The organism is Bacteroides sp. D20 (genome assembly GCF_003436255.1).
Lineage (GTDB): Bacteria > Bacteroidota > Bacteroidia > Bacteroidales > Bacteroidaceae > Bacteroides > Bacteroides uniformis.
On record NZ_QSOO01000005.1, the window covers coordinates 77,915 to 99,382 of the forward strand.

22 protein-coding genes are annotated in these 21,468 nt (G+C 38.7%); 17 read left to right on the forward strand and 5 right to left on the reverse strand.

From position 1 onward, the window contains the following. Window positions 1–19: 19 nt before the first annotated feature. From dapF to DXD78_RS06890, 5 genes are all read right to left on the reverse strand, one after another. The gene (gene dapF, locus DXD78_RS06870) at window positions 20–868 is read right to left on the reverse strand and encodes a diaminopimelate epimerase (RefSeq protein WP_117652649.1); all 849 of its coding nucleotides are present in this window, start codon (window positions 866–868) and stop codon (window positions 20–22) included. Between the two features lie 340 nt (window positions 869–1,208). Continuing rightward, a complete protein-coding gene (locus tag DXD78_RS06875) occupies window positions 1,209–1,973 on the reverse strand; it encodes a glycerophosphodiester phosphodiesterase family protein (RefSeq protein ID WP_005837303.1) in 765 nt (254 codons plus the stop codon). Between the two features lie 59 nt (window positions 1,974–2,032). Continuing rightward, entirely contained in the window at window positions 2,033–2,734 is a 702-nt protein-coding gene (locus DXD78_RS06880; protein WP_005837302.1) for a Lin1244/Lin1753 domain-containing protein, read from the reverse strand. A gap of 24 nt (window positions 2,735–2,758) precedes the next feature. Beyond that, entirely contained in the window at window positions 2,759–3,124 is a 366-nt protein-coding gene (locus DXD78_RS06885; protein WP_009038322.1) for an SH3 beta-barrel fold-containing protein, read from the reverse strand. A 180-nt stretch (window positions 3,125–3,304) separates the two neighbouring features. Continuing rightward, a complete protein-coding gene (locus DXD78_RS06890) occupies window positions 3,305–3,664 on the reverse strand; it encodes a hypothetical protein (protein ID WP_034529745.1) in 360 nt (119 codons plus the stop codon). 615 nt (window positions 3,665–4,279) lie between these two features. On the opposite strand from DXD78_RS06890, the gene DXD78_RS06895 reads away from it, so the two are divergent. The 17 genes from DXD78_RS06895 to DXD78_RS06975 all read left to right on the forward strand — a co-directional run bounded on the left by DXD78_RS06895 (window position 4,280) and on the right by DXD78_RS06975 (window position 21,451). Beyond that, window positions 4,280–4,816: a UpxY family transcription antiterminator gene (locus tag DXD78_RS06895; RefSeq protein WP_057089459.1), complete on the forward strand. Its 537-nt coding sequence runs from the start codon at window positions 4,280–4,282 to the stop codon at window positions 4,814–4,816. 70 nt (window positions 4,817–4,886) lie between these two features. Then, window positions 4,887–5,375 carry a UpxZ family transcription anti-terminator antagonist gene (locus tag DXD78_RS06900; RefSeq protein ID WP_117652650.1) on the forward strand — a complete coding sequence of 163 codons (489 nt, stop codon included), beginning with the start codon at window positions 4,887–4,889 and terminating at the stop codon, window positions 5,373–5,375. 32 nt (window positions 5,376–5,407) lie between these two features. Continuing rightward, window positions 5,408–6,751 (forward strand): UDP binding domain-containing protein, encoded by a 1,344-nt coding sequence (locus tag DXD78_RS06905; protein WP_117652651.1) that lies wholly within the window; start codon window positions 5,408–5,410, stop codon window positions 6,749–6,751. 3 nt (window positions 6,752–6,754) lie between these two features. Next, complete coding sequence (locus DXD78_RS06910) at window positions 6,755–7,819, forward strand: NAD-dependent epimerase/dehydratase family protein (RefSeq protein WP_117652652.1); 1,065 nt, start codon at window positions 6,755–6,757, stop codon at window positions 7,817–7,819. A gap of 49 nt (window positions 7,820–7,868) precedes the next feature. Then, window positions 7,869–9,077 carry a GDP-L-fucose synthase gene (locus DXD78_RS06915; protein ID WP_117652653.1) on the forward strand — a complete coding sequence of 403 codons (1,209 nt, stop codon included), beginning with the start codon at window positions 7,869–7,871 and terminating at the stop codon, window positions 9,075–9,077. Between the two features lie 33 nt (window positions 9,078–9,110). Further along, window positions 9,111–10,208 (forward strand): GDP-mannose 4,6-dehydratase, encoded by a 1,098-nt coding sequence (gene gmd / locus DXD78_RS06920; RefSeq protein ID WP_117652654.1) that lies wholly within the window; start codon window positions 9,111–9,113, stop codon window positions 10,206–10,208. Window positions 10,209–10,310: 102 nt separating this feature from the next. Continuing rightward, window positions 10,311–12,125 (forward strand): Coenzyme F420 hydrogenase/dehydrogenase, beta subunit C-terminal domain, encoded by a 1,815-nt coding sequence (locus DXD78_RS06925; RefSeq protein WP_117652655.1) that lies wholly within the window; start codon window positions 10,311–10,313, stop codon window positions 12,123–12,125. Window positions 12,126–12,130: 5 nt separating this feature from the next. Next, a complete protein-coding gene (locus DXD78_RS06930; RefSeq protein WP_117652656.1) occupies window positions 12,131–13,861 on the forward strand; it encodes an HAD family hydrolase in 1,731 nt (576 codons plus the stop codon). Beyond that, the gene (locus DXD78_RS21430; RefSeq protein ID WP_117652657.1) at window positions 13,858–14,316 is read left to right on the forward strand and encodes an acyltransferase family protein; all 459 of its coding nucleotides are present in this window, start codon (window positions 13,858–13,860) and stop codon (window positions 14,314–14,316) included. The genes DXD78_RS06930 and DXD78_RS21430 overlap by 4 nt, the downstream gene beginning before the upstream one ends. Window positions 14,317–14,366: 50 nt before the next feature. Continuing rightward, window positions 14,367–14,834 (forward strand): acyltransferase family protein, encoded by a 468-nt coding sequence (locus tag DXD78_RS21485; protein WP_370448309.1) that lies wholly within the window; start codon window positions 14,367–14,369, stop codon window positions 14,832–14,834. 12 nt (window positions 14,835–14,846) lie between these two features. Continuing rightward, the gene (locus DXD78_RS06945; protein ID WP_117652659.1) at window positions 14,847–15,086 is read left to right on the forward strand and encodes an acyl carrier protein; all 240 of its coding nucleotides are present in this window, start codon (window positions 14,847–14,849) and stop codon (window positions 15,084–15,086) included. 4 nt (window positions 15,087–15,090) lie between these two features. Next, a complete protein-coding gene (locus DXD78_RS06950) occupies window positions 15,091–15,984 on the forward strand; it encodes an aldo/keto reductase (RefSeq protein ID WP_227201711.1) in 894 nt (297 codons plus the stop codon). Then, window positions 15,981–16,880 carry a hypothetical protein gene (locus tag DXD78_RS06955; protein WP_117652660.1) on the forward strand — a complete coding sequence of 300 codons (900 nt, stop codon included), beginning with the start codon at window positions 15,981–15,983 and terminating at the stop codon, window positions 16,878–16,880. The genes DXD78_RS06950 and DXD78_RS06955 overlap by 4 nt, the downstream gene beginning before the upstream one ends. A 165-nt stretch (window positions 16,881–17,045) precedes the next feature. Then, a complete protein-coding gene (locus tag DXD78_RS06960; RefSeq protein ID WP_117652661.1) occupies window positions 17,046–18,314 on the forward strand; it encodes a glycosyltransferase in 1,269 nt (422 codons plus the stop codon). Window positions 18,315–18,328: 14 nt separating this feature from the next. Next, window positions 18,329–19,834 (forward strand): oligosaccharide flippase family protein, encoded by a 1,506-nt coding sequence (locus DXD78_RS06965; protein WP_117652662.1) that lies wholly within the window; start codon window positions 18,329–18,331, stop codon window positions 19,832–19,834. Further along, window positions 19,831–20,976 carry a polysaccharide pyruvyl transferase family protein gene (locus DXD78_RS06970; RefSeq protein ID WP_117652663.1) on the forward strand — a complete coding sequence of 382 codons (1,146 nt, stop codon included), beginning with the start codon at window positions 19,831–19,833 and terminating at the stop codon, window positions 20,974–20,976. The genes DXD78_RS06965 and DXD78_RS06970 overlap by 4 nt, the downstream gene beginning before the upstream one ends. Continuing rightward, window positions 20,954–21,451, forward strand: a complete 498-nt coding sequence (locus DXD78_RS06975) for a DapH/DapD/GlmU-related protein (RefSeq protein ID WP_051642924.1) — start codon at window positions 20,954–20,956, stop codon at window positions 21,449–21,451. The genes DXD78_RS06970 and DXD78_RS06975 overlap by 23 nt, the downstream gene beginning before the upstream one ends. Window positions 21,452–21,468 lie beyond the last annotated feature (17 nt).

Consider the following 21,468-nt stretch of genomic DNA (forward strand, 5'->3'; position numbering starts at 1 on the left):
CTTGGTTGATAGTTGGTGGTTAGTCAATTAATTCAATTTTGCCGTCGAATACTTTGGTGGCTTCTCCCGTCATCAGTACATGCCTGGTGGCGATGTCCCATCGGATGGTGAGTGAGCCTCCGTCCATGATGATGATGGATTCCCTTCCTGCGCGTCCGGTGAGGAAGGCTGCCACGGCGGTGGCACAAGCTCCGGTTCCGCAGGCTTGGGTAATGCCCGAGCCTCGTTCCCAGACACGCATCCTTATTTTTCCTTCTCCCAATATCTGGGCAAATTCTACATTGATGCGTCCGGGGAAGAGAGGGTGATTCTCCAGTTTGGGACCGATGACTGTAAGGCCGATGGCTTCAATATCATTGACAAAGATTACCAGATGCGGGTTTCCCATGGATACGGTGGTCCCTACATATCGTTCTCCGTCCACTTCGATGGGCTGTTCTTTCATCGGTTTGGCTCCTTTGCCGTCGTAATCTGCCGGTTCGTCGGCAGGTATGCCCATGTCTACGGTTACAGAGTTGACCTTTCCGTCTGCCAAGTGCAGGTTTAGCATCCTTATACCTGACAGTGTATCGAGTGTGATTTCTGTTTTGGAGGTCAGTCCGTAGTCAAAAAGATATTTTCCGATGCAGCGGCTTGCGTTGCCGCACATCCGGGCCTCCGAGCCGTCGGCATTGAATATCCGCATGCTGAAATCGGCCTTGTCTGAAGAACCGATAAGTACTAGACCGTCACTTCCAATTCCCGTATGCGGTGCACTCCATGCCCTCGCAAGCTCTTCCGGATGGCTGATAGGATATTGGGTCGTATCTACATAAATGTAGTCGTTTCCGGCACCGTGCATCTTGGTGAATTTTATAGCTCTTGTCATTTTGTCCTTTATTGGTTGGTTAGTATGTCCTTTTGTTCTATTTCGATGCAAATATACGACGTTTTGTTTTATAATTAACTGTAAAGCATATCTATTTTCTATTATTTTTTAGCGAAACTTTCATTCAATGAGAATATCTACTGTCAGGCTTTCAATTTAAAAGCATATGGCTTTGTTTTTATATAAATTGTAATCCATGTGAAAGTTTAGTTTGATTCAAAATAAGAAAAAAGATTTTTTATAAGACTAATTGCTATCTTTTTGAAAACAAAAAACCGCTCCATTGCGGACATAATGAAGCGGTTTGTTTGGTTTTTGTTTCTAAATGTATAAGGAGCGGCTATTTTTTCTTTAAAATTTCTTCCAGCACTACCGGTTCATTGGTTGTGATGAAATCTACTCCTTGGCTGATGAGCCATTCCATGTCTTTGGCTTCGTTTACGGTCCAGGCGTTTACTTTCATGCCGAGGTCGTGGCATTCCTTTATCCATTCAGGATGTTTTTGGAAAACACTGAAGTGATAGTCGGGACCGGCACAACCCCATGCTTTCAGCTCCTTGGGGGTAAGGTCACCGGTCAGGTAGTAGACGGGGGTGCCTTTGGGTGCCAGACGGATAAACTCCTTGGTGGCATGTTGGGAGAAGGTGATATATTCCGTACGGTCCTCCAGCCCTTTGTCCTTTATCATTTTTACGATACCCTCTACGGCTCGTGTTTCCTGTTCGGGAGTCTTGTGGGCTTTCAGTTCGAGGATAAGGCGGGTTTTCAGGCTTTTTGCCTTGTCCAGATACTGTTGCAGGGTAGGGAGTTGTTCGCCGTTGTCCAGTTGTACGGCGGTGCATACCTTGGCTGTGGCATCTTGCATAGTCACGCCTTTAAAGGTGGCGTCATGATTGACAACCAGCTGATTGTCTGTGGTGAGCCAAACGTCGAACTCGGAGCCGTAGCAGTGGATAGAATCAGCCTTTACAAGTGCGGCAAGGGAGTTCTGGGCCGAGCCGTCCGTAGTCCAGAAACCACGGTGGGCAATGACTTCCTGGGCCTGGATAGTGCCGCATGCAGCAAAGAGCAGGGCAGAAGCAAAAAATAGTTTTTTTAGATTCATAATGATTAGGGTGTTTTGTTTTGAACGCAAAGATAAGTATTATATTTCTTTTATTAAATCTAACCCCTGAGTAATTTCAGTATGTACTTTCCGGGCATCACGATGCGGGCTTTCAGTTGGGGTGAGCTGTTCAACTCATATAGGATTTTCCAGATTTTCCCTCCCAGTTTTCCAAAATCTGTCAGTCTCAGGATGGCATTCAAATCGTGGATGTCGGTTACTTTCTGCCTTGCCAGCTCTTCCATCAGGCCTTGGTAATTATGCGTCTGTCTGTTGAGCGTGTACTCCGGTGGAGTCAGAAGAATCTCCTCCTTCCTTCTTCCCGTCTCCCCTTGGGGAGATAGAGAGGGGGTTTCTTTATTCTCTTTATTTAGTTTATTTGCTAAAGCGCTGCTTGTCTTGGCATCCCTGATTCTCTGCTGGTTAACCAGTCCACCGCGACGTCCGGCCTCCTTTTTAGCTTCTTGTTGGGCGTCCCATGGCTCCATGCGGCGGCTTAGTCCGGGGGATGAGAAGCTTGTCTCATTCACCTCGAACAGCGCATAGTCATAGATGATTCGCTTCAGTGTGGCGGTTGTCACCCTTGCTTTTTGTGCCAGTATGGGAATCACTTTCAGGCTGGCTTTATATTCGTTCTGCAATCTGAGGAATTCGAGCACTGTCCAGTAAATGCCATATCCTTTCATACCTTCTTCTTGTATCATAATCATTAATTTTAAGTTGCTGCCGGCATTGGCATCATGTAGTAAATAAGCCTCCATAGCTTTTGATATTGGTGTTTTTTGTTAGTTTACTATCGGTCTCCACTCCATAAAATTCTCAATCAGAAAAGTCCGCCAGCCTTGTTGTTCCGCGTCCCAATAGGCTACGTGAGCTTTAATGCTTGTCATGTCATGTTTCTTTTTGAAGTCGCTTTCGTAGGAAACAAGGGTTCCTCTTCCCATGTAGAAGCTGCCGTCCTGCTTTCGGTAGGCTATCAATGCATATCCGTATCGCATGTATTCCAATAGGGAATTTATGCGTTGTGCCATCCATTGTACAGACTCCATGCTCAATGTCGTGTTTTCCGTAATCCGTTTTTCCCATAGCTTTTTTGTTTTTTCTGTTTTGGATACAAATTTCTCCTCAAATTCAGTTTTTTCTTTTCCCATTTTTTATGTTTTTAGGGTTAGTAAATGTATGATAATCAGCAATGAAAAAGGGCTACTCCTTTCAGTACGGATGGCTACGCCCTTGCCTTGTTGAGGCTACACCATCCGACAAGAAAGGTGTAGCCCTTCTGTCCGGTTGCTGACGGCGGCAAAATTACTGCCTTTCCAGGTACTGAACTATCAGTGATTTATCCTTACATCATATCCGTATGGGTCAATCAGTGTGGTGTCTTCCCGTTTTATGATGGCCCATACCTTCTCCAATTCGGTGATTATCGTACTGTAAGTCAAAGGCTTTTGCTCTCCTCTGGCTCTCTTTGTGAAGTTTTCGGATGCTACGAGCAGTTTGGCTATATCCGTTATTTTTCTAATTTTTGTGCCTTCAAAATAGCCTGATTTAAAGGCTCTTAAGTAACCTACATAAACATGGGTCTGGTCTCCGTAGTAAACCCGTTCTGACAATAGCTTTTCATCCACTATGGAACTGTGTTCCTTTACTTTTGTTGCTCTTAGTTTCTGTGTATCAGATTGATACGACATGCTTCTCTGCTCGTTACTGTTGAGATGCTTCTTTTTTTGAGTTCTTTCATTTGTGTAATTCTTTGTTCGTTTAACTGTTTTTTATTCTGGTTAAAAAATGCGAAAGTATAAAAAGTGAGGGAGAAATAAGGGAATTTTGGAGGGAAATGTGAAGGGCGAGTTGTAAATAGTTGATATATAAGATGATATGCTGTTTAAAAAACGTACGTTTAATGAACGCAAAGATAGAGACGTTTTTTGTAATGGCAAAATGTTTGATAGAAAAATGTTCCTAATAATAAATAATGATAAGTATATTACATTGAATTTCAGTAGTATATGCAATATATGTAATCAGTTAAAATCTTCTTATTTTTAGCTCTTTGAGTATGTCTTGTATAAGTTCGAAATAGGTGTTTTTTAAACGTACGATTAAAAAACGCTTTTTTGTTTCTAATACGTTCGTTTATAGTCTCTTACCAGAAGGTAATGAACAACCGCAGAGAATCTGTTGACAAGAAGGGCATAGTGCTTGTCAAACTTCCCATAAAATGCTCGCAAGTGATTGAACTACAGTTCTGTAATAGTAGTTCAAAGCCCCCAAGGAATACCTTTTTCTAAGTAAAATTAGCAAGAATAGAAATGGATAAAGAGACCGAAGTTTGGTTTGCCATGCGTGCCACATACCGCAGGGAGCTTGAAGCTATGCATCTTCTCGAAAAGGCAAATATTGGCTGTTTCATTCCCATGCAATATAAGATAAGTATCTGTAGGGGCAGGAAAGTCCGTGCTTTGGTTCCCGTCATCCGTAATCTGGTTTTTGTCCACGCACGTCCTTCCGAAGTGCAGCGATTTAAGTCTCAAATTACTTATTTGCAATATATTACTGATACCCGTAGCGGTCAGAAAATAATCATTCCCGATCATGATATGCAGCGTTTCATAGCCGTCGCCGGTACCTACAATGACCATCTTCTCTATTTCCAGCCCGAAGAACTGAATCTCTCCAAAGGTACGAAAGTCCGTATCACCGGTGGCGACTTCGAGGGTCAAGAAGGTGTTTTTCTAAAGGTAAAAGGTGCCCGTGATCGTCGTGTAGTGATTGCGATACAAGGTATCATCGCCGTTGCCATGGCGACCATCCATCCAGACTTCATCGAAGTAATCAAATAATCGTCGATAATCAATGATTAGTCATTGGTGATAGATAAATCATAACTCTGAAATCATAAATCAAAATAGCATGTCTCTTTTAGAAGAAGCACTCCTCCTTCAGCGTGCCGCGCACGATCTGATGTATTTGGGTATGGACGGCAGTCCTATCTATAGCGATGACTTGTCTCGTCGTAACAGCGAAGTCTATCGCTTGACCACAACTTTGTATAATTCTGGCACTTGGGGCACCACGGTGGAGGAGCAGGCAAATGTATGTCTTGCGCTCTTGAAGGGGTATAGTGCCTCGTTCATTGACCATGGTGAAAAACAACAGCATGTGCAGGAGGTATTGAGGCGTTGCTGGGATACCCTTGATACCCTTCCTTCCTCTTTGTTGAAACTCCGTTTGCTTACGGCTTGTTATGGAGAGGTTTTCGATGAGCCTTTGGCCGACGAGGGCCGTTCTATCATTGCTTCCTGGAGTGTTGCATCACTGACTGCCGAGCAGCAGGAAGCAGTTGATGAGTTTCAGAATGTGGTGGATAATCCTTATCCATGGGAAGAAATAGAGGAGTAAAAGCAGAGATAAAGCGGAAGAAAGACAGAAATATGAGAAACTTTGAAGATTTGCAAATAGCAGTAGCCGGTACCGGTTATGTAGGTTTGAGCATTGCTACTTTGTTGTCACAGCATCACAAGGTGACAGCCGTCGATGTGATACCTGAAAAGGTAGAGAAGATAAATAATCGTATCTCTCCAATTCAGGACGAATACATTGAGAAGTATTTTGCGGAGAAAGAACTGAATCTTACTGCCACTCTTGATGGGGCATCAGCTTACAAGGATGCCGACTTTGTGGTCATTGCAGCTCCCACCAACTATGATCCGGCAAAGAACTTTTTCGACACACATCATATAGAAGACGTCATTGACCTTGTACTATCAGTGAATCCTGAAGCAACAATGGTTATCAAGTCCACCATTCCAGTTGGTTACTGCCGTTCCCTCTATGTGAAGTATGCTCAGAAGTTCGCACAGATGCCACCATTAGCGGATGGCAAGCGTCGTGAGTTCCGTCTTTTGTTTTCACCGGAGTTTCTTCGCGAATCAAAAGCACTTGAAGACAATCTCTATCCTTCACGCATCATCGTAGGCTATCCCAAAATGATGTCTGCTGAATGGGAGGAGGAGAATGAAGCAATCCGCAAGATTCAAGGCAATCACATGAAAGAGTCTACTGAGATATTCGCTAAGCTTTTGCAGGAAGGTGCCATTAAAGAGAACATCGATACACTCTTCATGGGATTAAAGGAAGCCGAGGCAGTAAAGCTCTTTGCGAACACTTATCTTGCCCTTCGTGTAAGTTATTTCAATGAGCTTGATACCTATGCCGAAGTAAAGGGTTTGGATTCAGCTGCCATCATTCAGGGCATTGGTCTTGATCCTCGTATTGGCACTCACTACAATAACCCATCATTTGGTTATGGCGGTTATTGCTTGCCAAAGGACACCAAACAGCTCCTTGCCAATTATGCAGATGTTCCTCAGAACATGATGACTGCTATTGTGGAATCGAATCGTACCCGTAAGGACTATATTGCCGATGCTGTTCTTCGCAAAGCTGGCTATTACAATGAGAACGCCGTATGGGATGCGAACAAAGAGCACGAGTGCGTAGTAGGTGTCTATCGCCTGACCATGAAATCCAATTCCGATAATTTTCGCCAAAGTGCCATTCAAGGCATCATGAAACGCATAAAGGCGAAAGGTGCGGAGGTTATTGTTTACGAGCCTACCCTTGAGAACGGCACCAGCTTTTTCGGCAGTCAGGTTGTCAACAACCTTTATGAATTCAAGCAAAAATCGAAGGCTATCATTGCCAACCGCTATGACTCTTGCCTCGATGACGTGCTGGAGAAAGTATATACTCGTGACATCTTTAAGCGCGATTAATCTATGGTGACATATAATGTGAATTTGGAGGGCAAGACAGTCCTCGTAACAGGTGCTGCCGGTTTTATAGGTTCTAATTTGGTAAAGCGCCTTTTCAAAGATATACATGACATCAAAGTTATCGGCATTGATAGCATTACCGATTACTACGATGTGAATATCAAGTATGGACGTTTAAAGGAGATTGAAGCTTTGGGGTGCGACTGGCAGTTCTATCAGGCTTCGATTGCTGATAGAACATCATTGGAGAATATCTTTACAGAGCATAAGATTTCCGTCGTTGTAAATCTCGCAGCTCAGGCAGGGGTGCGCTATAGCATTACTAATCCCGATGCCTATATTGAGAGCAACCTCATCGGTTTCTATAATATTCTTGAGGCATGCCGTCATCATGAGGTGGAGCATCTGGTATATGCTTCTTCGAGTTCGGTTTATGGCTCGAACAAGAAAGTACCATATTCTACTGACGATAAGGTGGACAATCCGGTGTCGCTTTATGCGGCCACGAAGAAGAGTAATGAACTGATGGCGCATGCGTATTCAAAACTGTATAATATTCCGAGTACGGGTCTGCGTTTCTTTACAGTCTATGGTCCCGCAGGTCGTCCTGATATGGCATACTTTGGCTTTACAAATAAGTTGCGTGAAGGCAAGACGATCCAGATATTCAACTACGGTAACTGCAAGCGTGATTTTACGTATGTGGATGACATAGTGGAGGGTGTGGTTCGTGTGATGCAACATGCTCCTGAGAAACAGAGTGGGGAGGACGGACTGCCAATCCCGCCATACAAAATATATAACATCGGTAACAATAATCCGGAGAATCTTTTGGATTTTATGACTATTCTTCAGGAAGAATTGATTCGTGTGGGTGTGCTGCCTACGGATTATGATTTTAAGTCACATAAGGAATTGGTACCTATGCAGGCGGGTGATGTGCCTGTGACTTTTGCAGATACTACTCCGCTGGAGGAAGATTTTGGGTTTAAACCATCAACTTCGCTTCGAGTTGGTTTGAGGGCGTTTGCTGAGTGGTACGTTAAGTATTATGGTACGTGCGAATAAACATTTGATTAAGATTTATAGATATACGGGAAGAACCCTGCGTTAATATATGTTAGAGAAAAATTCGAAAATATACGTTGCAGGCCATAGAGGGCTTGTAGGATCAGCAATATGGAACAACCTCCTTCAGAGAGGCTATACTAATCTTGTAGGCCGCACTCATAAAGAACTCGACCTCACTAACCAAGTAGCTGTTAAGAATTTTTTTGATGAGGAGCAGCCTGATGCTGTAGTCCTTGCCGCAGCTTTCGTTGGTGGCATAATGGCTAATTCACTCTATCGTGCCGACTTCATTATGATGAACATGAAAATCCAATGTAACGTCATTTCCGAGGCATATGCACATGATGTAAAGAAGCTTCTCTTTCTTGGTTCTACTTGTATCTATCCAAAGAGTGCACCTCAGCCTATGAAAGAAGATTGCCTTCTTACCAGTGAACTCGAATACACTAACGAGGAGTATGCCATTGCCAAGATTGCGGGGCTCAAGATGTGTGAGTCGTATAACCTACAATATGGTACCAACTACATTGCCGTAATGCCTACCAATCTCTATGGCCCTAACGACAACTTCCACTTGGAGAACTCGCACGTAATGCCTGCTATGATGCGTAAGATTTATTTAGCTAAGCTTATTAATGATAGCAATTGGGAAGCAATTCGCCAAGATCTCACTATCCGTCCTGTAGGAGCCAATATCAAGAAGAATGGCGAAGCTGTTCGTTATGTGATTAATGGCAATAGTTCAGAGACTGAGATTCTCAAAATCCTAGCCTTTTATGGTATTGAGAATAATAAAGTATCTCTTTGGGGCACAGGCAAACCTCTCCGCGAGTTCCTTTGGAGCGAGGATATGGCTGACGCATCTGTTCATGTTCTCCTTAACGTCAATTTCTCAGACATCATAGGTGTCGAAAAATATTCAAGTGTTCATTATGGTAACAAAGCAGATGGCATCGTTGACCGCAACCACTCCACAGGCCGAGGAGGTGCCATTCCAAGCCTTGGTGAAATTCGCAATTGTCACATTAATGTCGGTACAGGTAAAGAGCTCACCATTCGTAATCTCTCCGAACTTGTAGTGAAGGTCGTTGGCTTTACAGGAATCGTGGAGTTCGACACTGCCAAGCCCGATGGTACCATGCGTAAACTCATTGATGTCAGCAAGCTCCATTCTCTCGGCTGGACGCACAAAGTTGAGATTGAGGAAGGTGTGCAACGCCTGTTCTCCTGGTACACAGAGAGCTTGAAGGTTTAAATATAATCAGTAACAAAGAAACATAGCATATTTATGAAACAAAACATAGCATTAATCACCGGTGTTACCGGTCAGGACGGCAGCTACCTTTCGGAATTCCTTCTTGCCAAAGGGTATGAGGTTCATGGTATTATCCGTCGTTCGTCTGTGGATTATCGTGAGCGCATCGCTCACCTTGAAGGCGCTCCTAACTTTCACCTGCATTATGCTGATATGGGAGACTCTATGTCACTTGTTAAACTTGTGGGTAAGGTGCAACCTACTGAGATTTATAACCTTGCAGCGCAATCTCACGTTCAAGTATCGTTTGATGCTCCAGAGTTTACAGCTGACGTTGATGCTGTTGGCGTACTCCGTATCCTTGAGGCCGTTCGTACCAACCATTTGGAAAAGACTTGCAAAATCTATCAGGCATCTACCTCGGAACTTTATGGTAAGGTAGAAGAAGTGCCTCAGAACGAAAATACTCCCTTCCACCCATATTCACCATACGCTGTAGCCAAACTCTACGGTTTTTGGATTGTCAAGGAATATCGTGAGGCTTACGACATGTTCTGCTGCTCAGGTATACTCTTCAATCATGAGTCTGAGCGTCGAGGTGAAACTTTTGTAACTCGTAAGATTACCCTTGCAGCTGCACGCATCGCTCAGGGCAAGCAGGATTGCCTCTATCTTGGTAACCTCGATTCGTTGCGTGACTGGGGTTACGCCAAAGACTATGTAGAGTGTATGTGGCTCATCCTCCAGCATGATAAGCCTGAGGACTTTGTTATTGCTACCGGTGTTCAGCATACTGTTCGTGAGTTTGCTACACTTGCTTTCCATCACGCAGGCATAGAACTCCGTTGGGAGGGCGAAGGCGTGAACGAGAAAGGAATCAATGTAGCTACAGGTAAGGTCGTTGTAGCAGTGTCTGAGGACTTTTATCGTCCTACTGATGTGGTGAACTTGTGGGGTGATCCAACTAAAGCAAAGAAAGAACTCGGTTGGAATCCACAAACAACCTCTTTTGAACTGCTTGTTGAACTTATGGTAAAGCATGATATGGCCAAAATTGCTGCTGATAATGCTGCTGCAGATGTTCGCAAGATGAATCTTGTTGAATATCTTGAGAAAGGTATAGTCAAATAATATCTATAGTTCATATATAATTTGCAACAATTCGCTTGCAATCTTTTAAACAGGTAATGAAGCACTTCTTTTTCTAAAACGAAATGTACTATTTAAGATGTTATGATTGAAATTATTGATAAAGTAGATTGCTGTGGGTGTAATGCATGTGGTGATATATGTGCACAAAAGGCTATAACTTTCAAGAATGATGAAGAGGGTTTTGGGTATCCAGAAATCAATAATGAGCTATGTACCGATTGTCATCTTTGTGAAAAAATTTGTCCAATTTTAAATATCAAGGAACTTAAAAAAAATGACTACGAAAAGCCATTATGTTATGCTGCACAAACTAAAAATTTGGAGTCGTTGTTTAATAGTACTTCCGGTAGTGCTTTTGCAACATTAGCCGAAAAGATGTACAAATTGGGTGGATATGTAGGTGGTGCAATTTTTAATGATGACTATTCTGTAAAGCAGTTTATATCTTCAAATAAGGCGGATTTAGAAAAACTACGAAATTCCAAGTATGTACAAAGTGATTCTCAAGGTTTTTATAAACAAGTTCGTGACTTACTTAAAGCTGGTGAAAAAGTTCTTGTTTGTGGTTTGCCTTGCCAGATGGCAGGTCTTCGCTCTTTCTTGCGTATTGATTATGAAAACTTGATAATCATAGATTTAATTTGTTTAGGCATTAATTCTCCAAAGATTCTCCGTGGTTACCTTGATTATATGGAGGAAAAACATCAAAGTAGGATAATATACTATAAAGCTAAAAACAAGGAATTGGGATGGCGACAACTTACTACTAAGATCGTTTTTGAAAATGGTGATGTTGAGTATGATAAGAAAGATACTAACTATTTTACTCATGGATTCATTGCTACTCATGCTTACGAACGTCCTTCATGCTATGAATGTAAATTCAAAGGATTCCCAAGAATAGCAGATATAACAATTGGTGATTTATGGGGTGCTGAGAAGATTGTTGGACCAAGTTATGATTATGATTTAGGTACATCAGTAATTATGATCAATTCAGCGAAAGGAAAACGGTTTTATGATAGTTCAAAGATTTCAATGAAAGATAAAGAAATACCCTTTGAAACTATATTACCAGGAAACAGAGCATTAGTAAGTTCTGTCCCTAAACCTGATATTGACAGAAATCAGTTTTATAATGATTTAAACACAATGCGCTTTGAAGAATTTGCAAAGAAATATATAAAATTGCCTGATTCAGAAACTACATTCAAATTTGTATGTAAGAATGTTGCGAAATACGTTTATTATATAGCTAAAGCATCGGGATTAAATTGTAAAACGCTCTTTCAAAATGTGTTTTACAATTTGTTTTCTAGACAGTTTAAATGTAATATTATTAGAGGTGAATTTGTGGTATTTAATAAATATTGTATATTAAATATTGATAAAACTGCCCAAATTAACGTTTCTGGAATCTTATTCTTAGGAAGAAAGGAAATCAAAGGTTCTAAGAAAGAGACTTTATTGGCTGTTCGCCGAGGTGCAACGTTAAATGTAAAAGGAGGAACGATTAATTATGGGGCAGATATTGAAATTTTACCAAATGCAGAATTATCCCTTGGAAAAGGAATTGCTTTTAATTTGAACACAACAATTATTTGCGGTTTCAAAACTACTATAGCAGATGCAGTATGTTTAGGTCGTGATGTAACTATCCGCGATAATAATGGTGGACACTTTATATCTCGAAGAACATTTAAAGATAAACGAGCTGTAACTATTGGTACTCATACGTGGATATGCGAACATAGTATTGTAATGCCAGGAGCCAAAATAGGAGCAGGTGTAATAGTTGGTGCTAACTCTATGGTGTCAGGTAAAATTCCCAATTTTACTCTTGTTATAGGTTCTCCGGCTGAGGTCGTTGACGAAGATATTTACTGGAAAGTATAATCAAAATGATAACATTCAAAGAACTTAAACGCAACTTGAAGAAGGACGTTTCTGACCTCTCTCCCGTCAAGGTGTCACTTCTCGGTGATTCGGCTACTCAGTTCCTTGCTACTTCCATTAAGGGCATGGGCGTTGAGAGAGGTTACAATATCCACCTTTTTGAAGCGGAATACAATCAGGTGGAGCGTCAGGTACTCGATCCGACAAGTGACCTTTATCAATATGGGGCGAAGTACACCATCGTTTTTCAATCGACTCACAAGCTGTTGGAGAAGTATGCAATGATGTCTGCCGATGAGCAGGATCATATGGCAGACAATCGTCTTGATTTTATCCGTACCATTTGTGCGCAGGTCCCGGGGCATATCATCTACTACAATTATCCTGAGATTGAAGATACAGTCTTTGGCTCGTATGCCAACAAGGTACAGAACAGCTTCACCTATCAGCTTCGCAAACTCAATTATGAGTTGATGAATTTGGCCCAGGAGTGTCAGAATCTTTTTATCTGCGATCTTTGTGGATTACAGAACAAGTTTGGTCGCGATATGATGTTCGACTCTACCGTTTATGTTGGCACTGAAATGCTTCTCTCGCTTGATGCGCTTCCATATGTTGCCTCTCGCACAATGGATATCATTAGTTCCATTGAGGGAAAGTTCAAGAAGTGCTTGATTTTAGATCTTGACAATACCGTATGGGGCGGTGTCGTAGGTGATGATGGTTGGGAGAATATTCAAGTTGGTCACGGGTTGGGTATCGGTAAGGCTTTTACTGAGTTCCAGGAGTGGGTGAAGAAGTTGAAAAACCGTGGAATCATTGTGTGCGTGTGTTCAAAGAACGATGAGGATAAGGCAAAGGAACCATTCGAAAAGAATCCTGAGATGGTCTTGAAACTGGACGATATTTCGGTTTTTATTGCTAATTGGGAGAACAAGGCAGACAACATCCGTACCATTCAGAGCATATTGAATATCGGTTTTGATTCTATGGTCTTCCTTGATGACAATCCTTTTGAGCGTAATATGGTTCGTGAGAATGTTCCTGAGGTGACGGTTCCTGAACTTCCAGAAGATCCGGGAGAATACCTTGAATTCCTTTACACGCAGAATTTGTTCGAGACAGCATCCTACAGCAATGCCGATAAAGACCGCACAAAACAGTATCAGGTAGAGGCAAAGCGTGTGACAGCAGCCAAGGCATTCACGAATGAGGTGGATTTTCTCAAGTCACTCAATATGGTGAGTGAAGTGAAGAACTTTGACAAGTTTAACACCCCTCGTGTGGCTCAACTATCACAGCGAAGCAACCAGTTCAACCTTCGTACAATTCGCTATACAGAAGATCAGATAACTGCCATTGGGCAAAGCGACAAGTATGCTACCTTCAGCTTTACTCTCAAAGATAAGTTTGGAGATAATGGCTTGATTGCTGTCATTATTCTGGAGAAAAAGGACTCTGAAACTCTCTTTATTGATACATGGCTTATGAGTTGTCGTGTGTTAAAGAGAGGTATGGAGAATTTCACTCTTAATACTCTTGTTGAATATGCTCGCCAGAATGGCATTAGGAAGATTGTTGGAGAGTACCTTCCAACAGCAAAGAACGGTATGGTGAAGGAACATTATCCTAATCTTGGCTTTGAGACAATTGAAGGGGTAGAGACTGCTCAGTGGGTACTTGAAGTTGAAAAGTATCAAGATAGAGAATGTTATGTTGAAAAAAGTAATATATGACAAGAGATTCTTATTTTGATATACTTCGTGGCATTGCCATACTTCTTGTGATTGCAATTCATACTTATCCAGGAGGAGATTTTGAGACTGCAGAAGGTTTTGTCAATATATGCTTAAGGGAATGTTGTAATGTGGCAGTACCTCTTTTTCTTGCAATATCTGGCTACTTTATTGGGAAAAAAGATTTAAGTACAAGAGGTAAATACATTTCTTTTCTAAAGAAACAGATTCCAAGAGTGTATTTTCCTTGTATTTTATGGTCTATACCAATATTAGTTTATGGAATATATGCTGGACGCTCTATTATTAGTGCTGCAGCAATATTATTTTCTTGTTCCGCATTTGCACCTTATTACTTTATTGCATTGATTATTCAGCTTTATATCTTAACAGTGTTTTTTAAGTTTTTAATAATCAGTTGGTTACGATTATGGGGGGTAGCGTCTTGTTTATGAACACGATAGCTGTAATCTTTCTTAATTATTTTATTATCGGCAAGTTTGAAATGCCTTTTGTTTTTCTGGTTGGTCCATTTTTCTATTGGATGTCATTTTATTATCTTGGTCTGTATATTTCTCAGAACCAAGATGTAATTATCTGTCGAAAGATGATTCTTTGGGCAATTATGGTATTATTTACTTTTCAGTTGTTAGAATGTTATCACATAGGTGTTGGAATAAAAGTGACTTCATGGGCTTGGGCCTTTTTAATCATAGTTGTCTTATTCAGTAATAAGTTGAGAGAATGGTTTAAGAATCACGAGAATAAGTTTACTCCATTCGCGTTCCTAGGTAAGTACTCTTTTGGTATTTATCTCAGCCATGTATATGTTTTGATAGTGCTTAATAAACTGCCTATAGAAACCTATTGGTTTGTTGATTGGCTATTTGTTACAATTGCGACATTTTTATTAGTTTGGTTGATGGGCAGAATACTGCCAAAGCAATATATTAAACTTTTTGGAATAAACTAAAATATTTTTACAATGAAAAAGAATGAACTTTTGATAAGATTGCAGGAGATTTTCCGTGACGTTTTTGATAATGAAGATATCGTGATATCTAATGATACTGTAGCTGAAGATATCGAAGAATGGGATAGTCTTGCACATATACAGCTCATCAAGGAGCTTGAGTCTGTATTTGGCATTAAACTCACATCAAAGGAGATTCTTTCGTGGGATAATGTTGGAGAAATGGTTGACGCTATTCAGGCTAAACGTTAATCATATGAAGCTTACAAACATAAAAGGTGTTGAAATTCCTATGATTGGTCTTGGTACTTTTCCTTTTCAAGGGAGAGTTATGGCTGATATGGTACTCAATGCTTCAAAAATTGGCTATCGGCTCTTCGATACAGCTGATGACTACAGAGGCGAATCAGGAATCGGTCTAGCAGTTTCTGAACTTGATTCCATTGGCCTTACACGAGAAGATTTATTTCTCCAAACTAAAATTTCAGATAATAATGCTCATACAGATGAACCTTTAAAAGGTATTTTCTTTAATCCCAACAGTAAGTTTATGAAACGTCATACTGTTGACGAAATTGTACGAGAGAAGATTGCAACATCACTTCGTGAAATGAAGACGAACTATCTAGATTCTCTTCTTATTCATTATCCATTTCCTGGTTATATTGTTGATATCTGGAAAGTAATGATAGAGTTGAAGAAAGAAGGATTGGTAAGGTACATTGGAGTTTCCAATTTTCATGAAAGGCATATTCAAAAGCTTATTGACGCGACAAACGTAGTCCCTGATATTAACGAGTGTTACATCAGTCCAATTGGCACGAAGCAAACATTAGTAGATTATTGTAATAGTATTCAGTGCCTTTTTATGACGTATTCGCCATTGATGGATATGGCGGCTGGAAGAGTCCAATCCGAACCAATCAATAACTTGACAGAAAAATACAGAAAAAGCGTTGCTCAAATTATTCTAAGATGGAATATTGATAGAGGTTGTTTGCCTCTTCCTAAAACAAAGAATGTTCAAAGATTGCAAGAGAACTTTGAAGTGTTCGATTTTGAACTGACTGGTGAGGAGGTTGATGCTATCTCATCACTCAACTTTGATTATCAATATATTGTTGAATCAAAAACATGTCCAGAGATATGATAAAACATATAATAAACAGTGTTATCCGCAAAGGATACTGGTTCAACAATGTATCTTTTGATGGATGCAGTAGGCTAATAAAATATAAAGTTTTTAATACAGATGTTGTGAATCTTGGATCAACCTCAGCAGTACATGCTTTTAATTATGAAGGTATGGGAATAAAAGGTGGTAATTGGGCTATGCCTCGCAATCCGCTTCTTGGTGATTACGCTATACTAAGGAATTATAGTAGTTTCTTAAAAAAAAAGGGATCCATAGTTATTATTTCTTTATGTCCGTTCAGTGCTTTTTCTGGAAGTTATGATTATTTAGATGATCGATTTTATACAATTTTATATCCTACTACTATTCCAAATTATTGTTATAGTCATGAATTACAAGTACGTTCAAGGTGGAATAATCCTTTATTAACTTATCCAATATTTGCACTATTCTTGGATATTTGGCATATATTCATCAGAGGAAGAAAAAAGAAAATCACTGAAGAAGAGTTGCAAAGAGATGCAGAATATCGAATGAAAAGTTGGATGCACGAATTTTCTATAAAAGATTTTTCTTTAGAATTATCATTGAAGAATAAGGATGCAATAGAAGATGCTGCAGGATATTTAAATAATATAATTGGTTATTGCCGAGATAATGGTGCATCGCCTGTTATTGTTATACCTCCTGTTTATCATACACTTAATGAAATGTTCTCTCCTAAAATTAAAACTATTTTGTTTGATAAATTGCTTGGTAAGATTGATGATAAGTCTGTTCCTTTTTTAAATTATATGGATTCAAAGCATTTTACTAATGATATTTCTCTATTCAGAGATAGTTTCCTTCTGAATAATTCTGGTGCAAAAAAGTTTACTAAACTTGTCCTTGAAGATTTAAGAATAATCTAATATTTCATACTGTACCATTAAAAATCATTAATGTTAAGCGACTGTTGGTAAGCATTCATTATTTGCAAAAATCTGTCAAGGAGAAAGATGAGAACTCGCATACTTTCATTCTTTGGTTAATTGTAACAATTTGGAGCATTTTACTGGGCAGTAGTAATTGTTGATATGAATAAAATAGTTATTATAAACCATGTTTTCACAAGTGAATATGTTAGAAAACGTTGGTTGTTATTTGCTAAAGAGCATAAAGATATTGATTTGACTTTAATTGCGCCCAAAGATTGGCAATATGGAGGAGTAGGTGCAATGGCAACTGGCGGTAAAGAATTGTTTTATTGTCCAAAAATTGACGATAATAATTATCATGTATTGCCTGTAAGTTATTCAATTGATAGAACTGGTTCTTGGCTGTCAACTGAAATGTTATGCGAAATCGAGAAAATAAAACCTCAATTAGTATATCATATAGGAACTCATCTTCAATCATCTTTATTCCCAGTTTTGAAGTTATCCAAAATACTACCCAATACTAAGTTTGTAACTTTTAGCATGAGGGGGCCAAATTGGGATGTTTTTTATAATTGGGAAAAACATCCAATAAAATCTATGCTTAAATTCTTTTACCACTTCAATCATTTAAGGTGCTTAAATAGTAATAGTGATGCTATTATATGTCATTATCCAGACGCAATAAAAAGTTTTAAGAAGGAGGGTTATAAAGGTCCAATTTATATGTGCACACAAGTTGGTGTTGATACTGACGTATATAAACCTAATGATGACTTTAGAACTGAAATCCGGGAAAAATACGGATTAGGGGATTCTTTTGTATTTGGGAGTGCAACAAGATTCACTGCTGACAAGGGACTTGATGATATAATCGACGCATTGCCGAAAGACAAGGATTGGAAATATCTGATGATTGGTGGCGGTCTCAAATCTGATGAAAACCGTTTATTGCAACATTTAAAAGCGAGAGGTATTAAAGACAAGGTTGTTATGACAGGACATATTAATCAGCAAGAAATGTGCAAATATTGGAATGCAATGGATTGTGCATTACACACACCTAGGACTGCTGATTGGGTTGAGACCTTTTCTGTCGCTCTTGTTCAAGCGATGGCAACAGGGCTTCCTGTTATAGGATCAGATTCAGGATCTGTACCTTATCAGTTAGGTCCTGATGCATTAATTGTTAAAGAAAGAGACACTATAGCTTTAAAAGATAAAATGCTTTGGGTGCTTAATAATCAAGATGAAGCAAAAAAAATTGGATTTAAAATGAAATGGCGAGCAGAACATTGTTTCTCAACTCATCATCTTAACGATTGTATCTATGATATATTCATGGATATTATCAATGGTACTTTTGATCCCAATAAGGTGGATCAAGCACAATATAAAGTGCCAGTAGGAAATTCGTCTATTATCTAGTAATTTGCTATTCAATGAAGTTAGATAGTAAAAAGCAGATAGCTTTGGGAGCTATTATGTCGTACATATCTATAGGAATAAATATTGTTACAGGATTAGTGTTTACTCCTTGGATGATTCATTCTATTGGAAAGGAGAACTATGGACTGTTTACATTAGCCCTCTCTGTAATTTCTCTTTTTGTATTTGATTTCGGGTTAAGTTCTGCGATTACTCGATTTTTGTCTATCTATATAGCTGATGGAAAGAAAGAGAAAATAGAACAGTGTCTTGGACTTGTACTTCGTATATATCTTGTTATTGACATATTCTTGTTTTTAGTTTTATGTAGTGTATATTTTTTTATTCCATATATATACAAAGAGTTAACCTTGGAAGAGATAGAAAAGTTCAAGGTTATCTATATAATGGCAGCTTCATTTTCTATTTTTTCTCTGCCATTTATTCCTGCAAATGGAATTTTAACAGCTAATGAGAAATTTGTGCAAAATAAGGTGTGTGACATAATTCACAAAATATTAGTTGTTTTGACTATGACAGTTGTATTGCTATATAATGGCGGTTTATATACCCTTGTTATGGTTAATATTTGGTCTGGGATGATTGCATATTTGGCAAAATTGTGGTGTATATATAGGTTTACAGATACAAGAATTGATTTACACTATTTTAATAGATTGGAAATTAAGGAAATACTCCAATTTTCTGGTTGGATTACAATTGTATCTATATGTAAAAGGTTAATTTTCACTATAGCTCCTACGATATTGGGTTTTTTTTGCGGTTCAGCCAGTATTGCAATATTCGGGATTGCTAATGCCATAGAAGGGTATGTGTTTTATTTTGCAGACGCTTTAAGTGGATTGTTATTGCCACGAGTTTCTAGGGTATATATTAAAGAACATGGAAATGTTCTGCCTCTGATGATAAAGGTTGGGCGTATACAACTTTATATAGTTTCCGCTATTGTTTTTGGATTTATAGTCCTTGGTCAAGATTTTTTAAATTTATGGTTAGGCGAACAGTTTGCCGATTCGTATATTTGTATAATATTGTTAATTCTTCCATGTGTATTTCAACTACCACAAGAAGTAGGATCTCACGCGATAATAGTTCAAAATAAGGTTAAAGAACAAGCGAAGGTTTTTATAATCATGGGATTGCTAAATATAGTATTTGGGGTTATATTAACTTCATTGTTTGATGTTTTAGGTATGTGTCTATCTATATTTATCTCTTCCTTTGTGAGGACAATAGGACTAGATATAATAATGTACAGGAGCCTTAAAATAGATGTTTTTAAGTTCTTTAAATCTACATTTATAAAACAAACGGCACCTCTTCTCTTGGCCATGGGAATAAGCATATACATCAATACAATATTTGAATGTAGTGGTTGGTTACTATTTGCTGTAGAGAGTTTGCTCTACTGCATATTATTTTCAGTCTGTTCGTTTGTTGTTATGAATGAAGACGAAAAAAGAATAGCCAGTAATTTTTTGTCTAAAGTAAAAATATGAAAATAGGTATTATGACAATGTGGAATGCTATTGATAATTATGGTGGCATTCTACAAACATATGCACTTCAACGATATTTGCGAGATTTGGGACATGATGCCTATGACATTCGGTTCACAAAAATAGAAGGAAAAAATGTACGTTTAAAATTCTACATTAAAAGAATAATATCTTTTTTACATATTAGATTGAGAGATGTGGATCGTGCTGAATATGATGCAAAAAAAAGACGATTTGGTGATTTTAGAAGAAAATACATAAACTTAAGTAAAGAGGCCTACGTCTCTCTACAAGAACTTCAAACGAATGTTCCTACCGCAGACGCTTATATAACAGGTAGTGATCAAGTTTGGGCCAGATCTTTGAAAAAATCTATAAATGAAAGAGCATGGTATTTGGATTTTGGATTAAAGAATACAATTCGAATTGCCTATGCTGTAAGTTTTGGACATAGCTATTGCCCAGTAGAAGATGATGTATTATTTAAACAATTGGTAAGTAGATTTTCCTATGTTTCTACAAGAGAGATAAACGGAATTCGATTCTGTCGAGAAAGAGGTATAAACGCAGAAAGATGTATAGACTCAACTTTTCTTTTGTCAGCAGATCATTATATAGGGTTAGCGACAAATAGGAAATATCAATCTGATTTCGCATACCTTTATTTATTAAACGTAGGGACTCCAAACGAAATCCATTTCAATGAGGTTCTCAAAGAAATTAATAAAAAAGGCTATAAAGCCATTTGTACGACAGCTTCTGGTTATAGTCCAGCAAAAGAGATTTATGAAGGAGTTGTCTATGATTATGCATCGGTAGAGGAATGGTTAAGTAATATTTTATACTCAAGTATTTTTTTTACCACATCATTTCATGGTATAGTTTTCGCACTGATGTTAAAAAAACAATTTATTTATTTGCCATTACAAACTAATGGTTCTGGTAATGACAGAGTGTTTGATCTATTGGATTGTGTTAAACTAAAGAACAGAACAGCATCAATAAATAATATTGTTGAATTGATGGAAAATTCAATAAATTATGATGATGTGGATTTTTCATCTATTATTTCAATGATAGCCCAATCTAAATATTTTTTAACTAAATCATTAAGCGTTAATGATAAAGAAAATTTTGATTAAGATATATAATAGAGTCTCTAACTTTCAATCCCTTTTGTTGACTATTTTGTATAAGAATATTTTCGGACAGGTCGGTTCTATTAGAATTTGGGGAAGTATAAAAGTTTTGTATCCTCAAAATATAAGCATAGGTGATAGATGTAGCATTAATCATGGCGTGTATTTAAATGCATATAATCCTATTATTATAGGAGATGATGTTACTATTTCTGCAAACTCAATGCTTGTTGCTACAGGTATAAATATTCAGTCATGGCTACGCAAAGAAACAGGTGACAAACACTTGCACAATACAACGATTAAGATAGGAAATAATGTGTGGATAGGTGCTAACTCATTGATATTAGGGGGGGTAAATATTACTGGTAGTAATGTAGTCATTGCAGCCGGCTCAATTGTTACTAAGTCTTTTAGTGAATCCAATGTTGTTTTGGCTGGATGTCCTGCAAGGATAATCAAGCAAATTAATGAATAAATTAACAGTGTAATAAA

Excerpts from the sequence above, each read along its gene's own strand:
- dapF (WP_117652649.1), bottom strand. The coding sequence starts at position 868 with ATGACAAGAGCTATAAAATTCACCAAGATGCACGGTGCCGGAAACGAC.
- DXD78_RS06875 (WP_005837303.1), bottom strand. The coding sequence starts at position 1,973 with ATGAATCTAAAAAAACTATTTTTTGCTTCTGCCCTGCTCTTTGCTGCA.
- DXD78_RS06880 (WP_005837302.1), bottom strand. The coding sequence starts at position 2,734 with ATGGAGGCTTATTTACTACATGATGCCAATGCCGGCAGCAACTTAAAA.
- DXD78_RS06885 (WP_009038322.1), bottom strand. The coding sequence starts at position 3,124 with ATGGGAAAAGAAAAAACTGAATTTGAGGAGAAATTTGTATCCAAAACA.
- DXD78_RS06890 (WP_034529745.1), bottom strand. The coding sequence starts at position 3,664 with ATGTCGTATCAATCTGATACACAGAAACTAAGAGCAACAAAAGTAAAG.
- DXD78_RS06900 (WP_117652650.1), top strand. The coding sequence starts at position 4,887 with ATGTCTCTTTTAGAAGAAGCACTCCTCCTTCAGCGTGCCGCGCACGAT.
- DXD78_RS06905 (WP_117652651.1), top strand. The coding sequence starts at position 5,408 with ATGAGAAACTTTGAAGATTTGCAAATAGCAGTAGCCGGTACCGGTTAT.
- DXD78_RS06910 (WP_117652652.1), top strand. The coding sequence starts at position 6,755 with ATGGTGACATATAATGTGAATTTGGAGGGCAAGACAGTCCTCGTAACA.
- DXD78_RS06915 (WP_117652653.1), top strand. The coding sequence starts at position 7,869 with ATGTTAGAGAAAAATTCGAAAATATACGTTGCAGGCCATAGAGGGCTT.
- gmd (WP_117652654.1), top strand. The coding sequence starts at position 9,111 with ATGAAACAAAACATAGCATTAATCACCGGTGTTACCGGTCAGGACGGC.
- DXD78_RS06925 (WP_117652655.1), top strand. The coding sequence starts at position 10,311 with ATGATTGAAATTATTGATAAAGTAGATTGCTGTGGGTGTAATGCATGT.
- DXD78_RS06930 (WP_117652656.1), top strand. The coding sequence starts at position 12,131 with ATGATAACATTCAAAGAACTTAAACGCAACTTGAAGAAGGACGTTTCT.
- DXD78_RS21430 (WP_117652657.1), top strand. The coding sequence starts at position 13,858 with ATGACAAGAGATTCTTATTTTGATATACTTCGTGGCATTGCCATACTT.
- DXD78_RS21485 (WP_370448309.1), top strand. The coding sequence starts at position 14,367 with ATGCCTTTTGTTTTTCTGGTTGGTCCATTTTTCTATTGGATGTCATTT.
- DXD78_RS06945 (WP_117652659.1), top strand. The coding sequence starts at position 14,847 with ATGAAAAAGAATGAACTTTTGATAAGATTGCAGGAGATTTTCCGTGAC.
- DXD78_RS06950 (WP_227201711.1), top strand. The coding sequence starts at position 15,091 with ATGAAGCTTACAAACATAAAAGGTGTTGAAATTCCTATGATTGGTCTT.
- DXD78_RS06955 (WP_117652660.1), top strand. The coding sequence starts at position 15,981 with ATGATAAAACATATAATAAACAGTGTTATCCGCAAAGGATACTGGTTC.
- DXD78_RS06960 (WP_117652661.1), top strand. The coding sequence starts at position 17,046 with ATGAATAAAATAGTTATTATAAACCATGTTTTCACAAGTGAATATGTT.
- DXD78_RS06965 (WP_117652662.1), top strand. The coding sequence starts at position 18,329 with ATGAAGTTAGATAGTAAAAAGCAGATAGCTTTGGGAGCTATTATGTCG.
- DXD78_RS06970 (WP_117652663.1), top strand. The coding sequence starts at position 19,831 with ATGAAAATAGGTATTATGACAATGTGGAATGCTATTGATAATTATGGT.
- DXD78_RS06975 (WP_051642924.1), top strand. The coding sequence starts at position 20,954 with ATGATAAAGAAAATTTTGATTAAGATATATAATAGAGTCTCTAACTTT.